The following is a 3,426-nucleotide window of genomic DNA, read 5'->3' on the forward strand; positions in this document are numbered from 1 at the left end:
GCGCGCGCACGATTCCAGACGCACGGTGCATTTCCGCCTGCCGCCCGAAGCCGCCCGCGATGGCTGATTGGGGTCCCCCGGCGTCTGCGGCGACAATGGCCGCATGACCATCACCACCGACACTCCGGTCCTCGACACCGTCGAACACGAAACCGGCGCATCGCCGCAATGGTCCGTGCTGTGGCTGCACGGGCTGGGCGCCGACGGCCATGACTTCGCACCCCTCGTCCCGGAACTGGTGCGGCCGGACTGGCCCGCGCTGCGGTTCGTGTTTCCGCACGCGCCCGTGCGCGCGGTGACGATCAACAACGGCGTGCGCATGCGCGCGTGGTACGACATCGTGGGCATGGACTTCCCCACCCGGGCGGACAGCGCCGGAATAGAGGAGTCGCTGGCGCAGGTGGATGCGCTGATCGCGCGCGAGCAGGCGCGCGGCATCGCGCCGGAGCGGCTGCTGCTGGCCGGATTCTCGCAGGGCGGCGCCATCACGCTGGCGGCCGGCCTGCGCCGGCAGGTCCCGCTCGCCGGCCTGATCGCGTTGTCGACCTACCTGCCGGGTGCGTCGCAGGCGGCGCGGTATCGGGTCGCGGCGGCGACGGCGCAGCCGGTGTTCATGGCCCACGGCACGGGCGATCCGGTGATTCCGCTGATCCATGCCGAGCAGAGTGCGCAAGCGCTCGGCGAACTGGGCTTCGATGTCGAATGGCACCGCTACCCCATGGCCCACCAGGTCTGTGCGGAAGAAATCCGTGACCTGGGTGACTGGATGGGCCGACGGTTTGCGTTGTAATGGCCGTGCGTCCCCGACGGGTGACGCAGGGCGCCGCCATGGGTAACCTAGGCCGCGGGGGATCACGCCAACGTTCATCGAGGACGCCTTTGCCGTGAAAGTGGTCATCGCCGACGACGAACCCCTTGCGCGCGAACGCCTGCGCGCGCTGCTTGCCGAACATCCCGGCATCGAGGTGGTCGCCGAGGCCGAGAACGGCCTGGATGCCCTGCAGGCCTGTTCGCAGCACCGCCCCGACATGGTGCTGCTGGACATCGCCATGCCCGGCGTGGATGGCCTGGAAGCCGCCCGCCACCTGGCGGCCTTCGATCCCCGGCCGGCGGTGGTGTTCTGCACGGCCTACGACGAGCACGCGCTGTCCGCCTTCGAGGCAGCCGCCATCGACTACCTGATGAAGCCGATCCGCTCCGAACGCCTTGCGGCGGCACTGGAGCGTGCGCGCACCTTCATCGCCGGGCGCGAGACGCACGCGCCGGCGACGTCGAACCAGCAGCCGCGCACGCACCTGTGCGCGCGCCTGCGCGGTAGCCTCCGCCTGATTCCGGTCGACGAAGTGCATTACCTGCAGGCCGAGGAGAAGTACGTGGTCGTGCACCATGCGCGCGGCGAGGACCTGATCGAGGAGTCGCTGAAGTCGCTGGAGGAGGAATTCGGCGGGCGCTTCGTCCGCATCCACCGCAACTGCCTGGTGGCGCGACACGAACTGGTCGAGATCAAGCGCGTCGGGGACGGCCATGTACAGGCCATCCTGCGCCACGGCAAGGCACCGCTGGAAGTCAGCCGGCGCTGCGTGGCCGGCCTGCGCGAGACGGTCAAGGCGCTCTGACCTGCGCAGTGGTCGTGGCATGCGGGATAATGCCCGCATGACCACGCTGCGCATCGCCACCCGCAAGAGCCCGCTCGCCCTCTGGCAGAGCGAACACGTCGCCGCGCGCCTGCGCGACGCGCATCCCGGCCTGGCCGTGGAACTGGTGCCGATGAGCACGCGCGGCGACGAAGTGCTGGACCGTTCGCTGGCCGCGATCGGCGGCAAGGGCCTGTTCCTCAAGGAACTGGAACTTGCCATGTTGCGCGGCGAGGCCGATTGCGCGGTGCATTCGCTGAAGGACGTGCCGATGGAGCTTGAGGGCCCGTTCGCGCTGCCGGCCATCCTGACCCGCGCCGATCCCGCCGACGCTTTCGTGTCCAACCACTACGACGGCATCGCCGCGCTGCCGCATGGCGCGCGGGTGGGCACGTCCTCGCTGCGCCGGCAGGCACAGCTGCGCGTACTGCGCCCGGACCTGCAGCTGCTGGACCTGCGCGGCAACGTCAATACGCGTCTGGGCAAGCTGGATGCGGGCGACTACGACGCCATCGTCCTGGCCTGCGCGGGCCTGCAGCGGCTGGGTTTCGCGGCCCGCATCCGCGCGCGCCTGGACGCCCCGGACTGGCTGCCGGCGCCGGCGCAGGGCGCGGTGGCGGTGGAATGCCGTGCGGAGGATCCCGCCATGCACGCATTGTTCGCGGCGCTGGACGATGCCGCCACCCGCACCTGCGTGGAGGCCGAGCGCGCGATGAACCGGGCGCTGCACGGCAGCTGCCACGTACCGGTGGCGGCGTTCGCGCAACGCGACGGTGATGCGCTGGTGCTGTCGGGCCTGGTGGGCTCGGCGGCGGAAGGGCAGGTGATCCGGGCCGATGGCAGGGGCCCGCTGGACGATCCCGAGGGTCTGGGCCGTTCGGTCGCCGCGCGCCTGCTGGAACAGGGCGCAGGCGCGTTCCTCGCCTGAGCCCTGCGCGATCGGTTTACTTGAAGCGGTAGACCACGTTCATCGTGGTCAGTGTGTCAGTGCGTTTCCGGTCCGGTGCCACGTCGCTGTTGTGGCGCGCCTGCCAGCCCGCCTTCAGGGCCAAGTGCGAGTTCATCGTCACCGACACGCCCAGATCGTTCTGGGCGAACGTGTTGTATTCGCCCGACTCGACCAGCAGCTTGTTGACGATCTCGGTGTTCTGGCTCAACGCGTAGCGCAGGTCGATCAGGCCGCGACCGATGAAGCTGGCTTCGTTGCGCTCGTCCAGCGTGTCGTAGGCGCGGCGATAGCCCGGCCCCACCTGCAGGTCCAGGTGCGCGCGCTCGTTCTCGATCACGCGGTTGCCATAGCTCAGGCTGAGCGACTGCTGGCGGCTGTAGGTGCCGAAATCGTCCTCCTCGTGGCGCAGCGAGGTGTTCAGCGTGCCGCGGTCGTCCATCAAATAGGCGCTGTTGGCGGTGACGGTGTAGCGGTTGGCGGTGGTGCGCGTGTCGCGCACCTGGCTGCCGTCTTCGTGGGTCCTTAGGTATTCCGAGCGCGAATGCAGGCCGAACAGGCTGGCGCTGTGCCGCCAGGCGCCGCCGTCGGTGTAGGTCAGGTCCAGGCGTCCGTTGAAACTTTCGGTGTTGCTGTTGCCGCTGGCCGCGGCGAAGCCCAGTTCGCCTCCGCCGGTGAATGTGGGGGCGGGCGGCGTGGGTTCGGGAGCGGGTTCCGGCACCGGGCGCACGGCCATGGCGACCACCGGCAACGCGGTACTGCTTTCCTTGCCGAAACCCTTGCCCGCGTGCGGGGCCTCCACCTTGTCGTTGCGCGGCAGCAGCACCTCGGTGGCCTGGGCGGGGC

At 69.8% G+C, this 3,426-nt stretch carries 4 protein-coding genes; 3 read left to right on the forward strand and 1 reads right to left on the reverse strand.

Annotated elements, in window-relative coordinates; all coding sequences use genetic code 11:
• The first annotated feature begins 103 nt into the window (after positions 1-103).
• The 3 genes from CSC76_RS18685 (at position 104) to hemC (ending at position 2,562) form a co-directional block, all read left to right on the forward strand.
• Positions 104-790, forward strand: coding sequence for an alpha/beta hydrolase (locus CSC76_RS18685; RefSeq protein ID WP_162111464.1), 687 nt, complete (start codon positions 104-106; stop codon positions 788-790).
• Between the two features lie 94 nt (positions 791-884).
• The gene (locus CSC76_RS18690; RefSeq protein WP_162111465.1) at positions 885-1,616 is read left to right on the forward strand and encodes a LytR/AlgR family response regulator transcription factor; all 732 of its coding nucleotides are present in this window, start codon (positions 885-887) and stop codon (positions 1,614-1,616) included.
• A gap of 37 nt (positions 1,617-1,653) precedes the next feature.
• Complete coding sequence (gene hemC, locus CSC76_RS18695) at positions 1,654-2,562, forward strand: hydroxymethylbilane synthase (protein ID WP_162111466.1); 909 nt, start codon at positions 1,654-1,656, stop codon at positions 2,560-2,562.
• A 16-nt stretch (positions 2,563-2,578) separates the two neighbouring features.
• Here hemC and CSC76_RS18700 read toward each other — a convergent pair whose 3' ends face one another.
• Positions 2,579-3,316 (reverse strand): DUF481 domain-containing protein, encoded by a 738-nt coding sequence (locus CSC76_RS18700; RefSeq protein ID WP_162111467.1) that lies wholly within the window; start codon positions 3,314-3,316, stop codon positions 2,579-2,581.
• Positions 3,317-3,426: the final 110 nt, after the last annotated feature.

This window comes from Pseudoxanthomonas mexicana (assembly GCF_010093385.1).
Lineage (GTDB): Bacteria > Pseudomonadota > Gammaproteobacteria > Xanthomonadales > Xanthomonadaceae > Pseudoxanthomonas_A > Pseudoxanthomonas_A mexicana.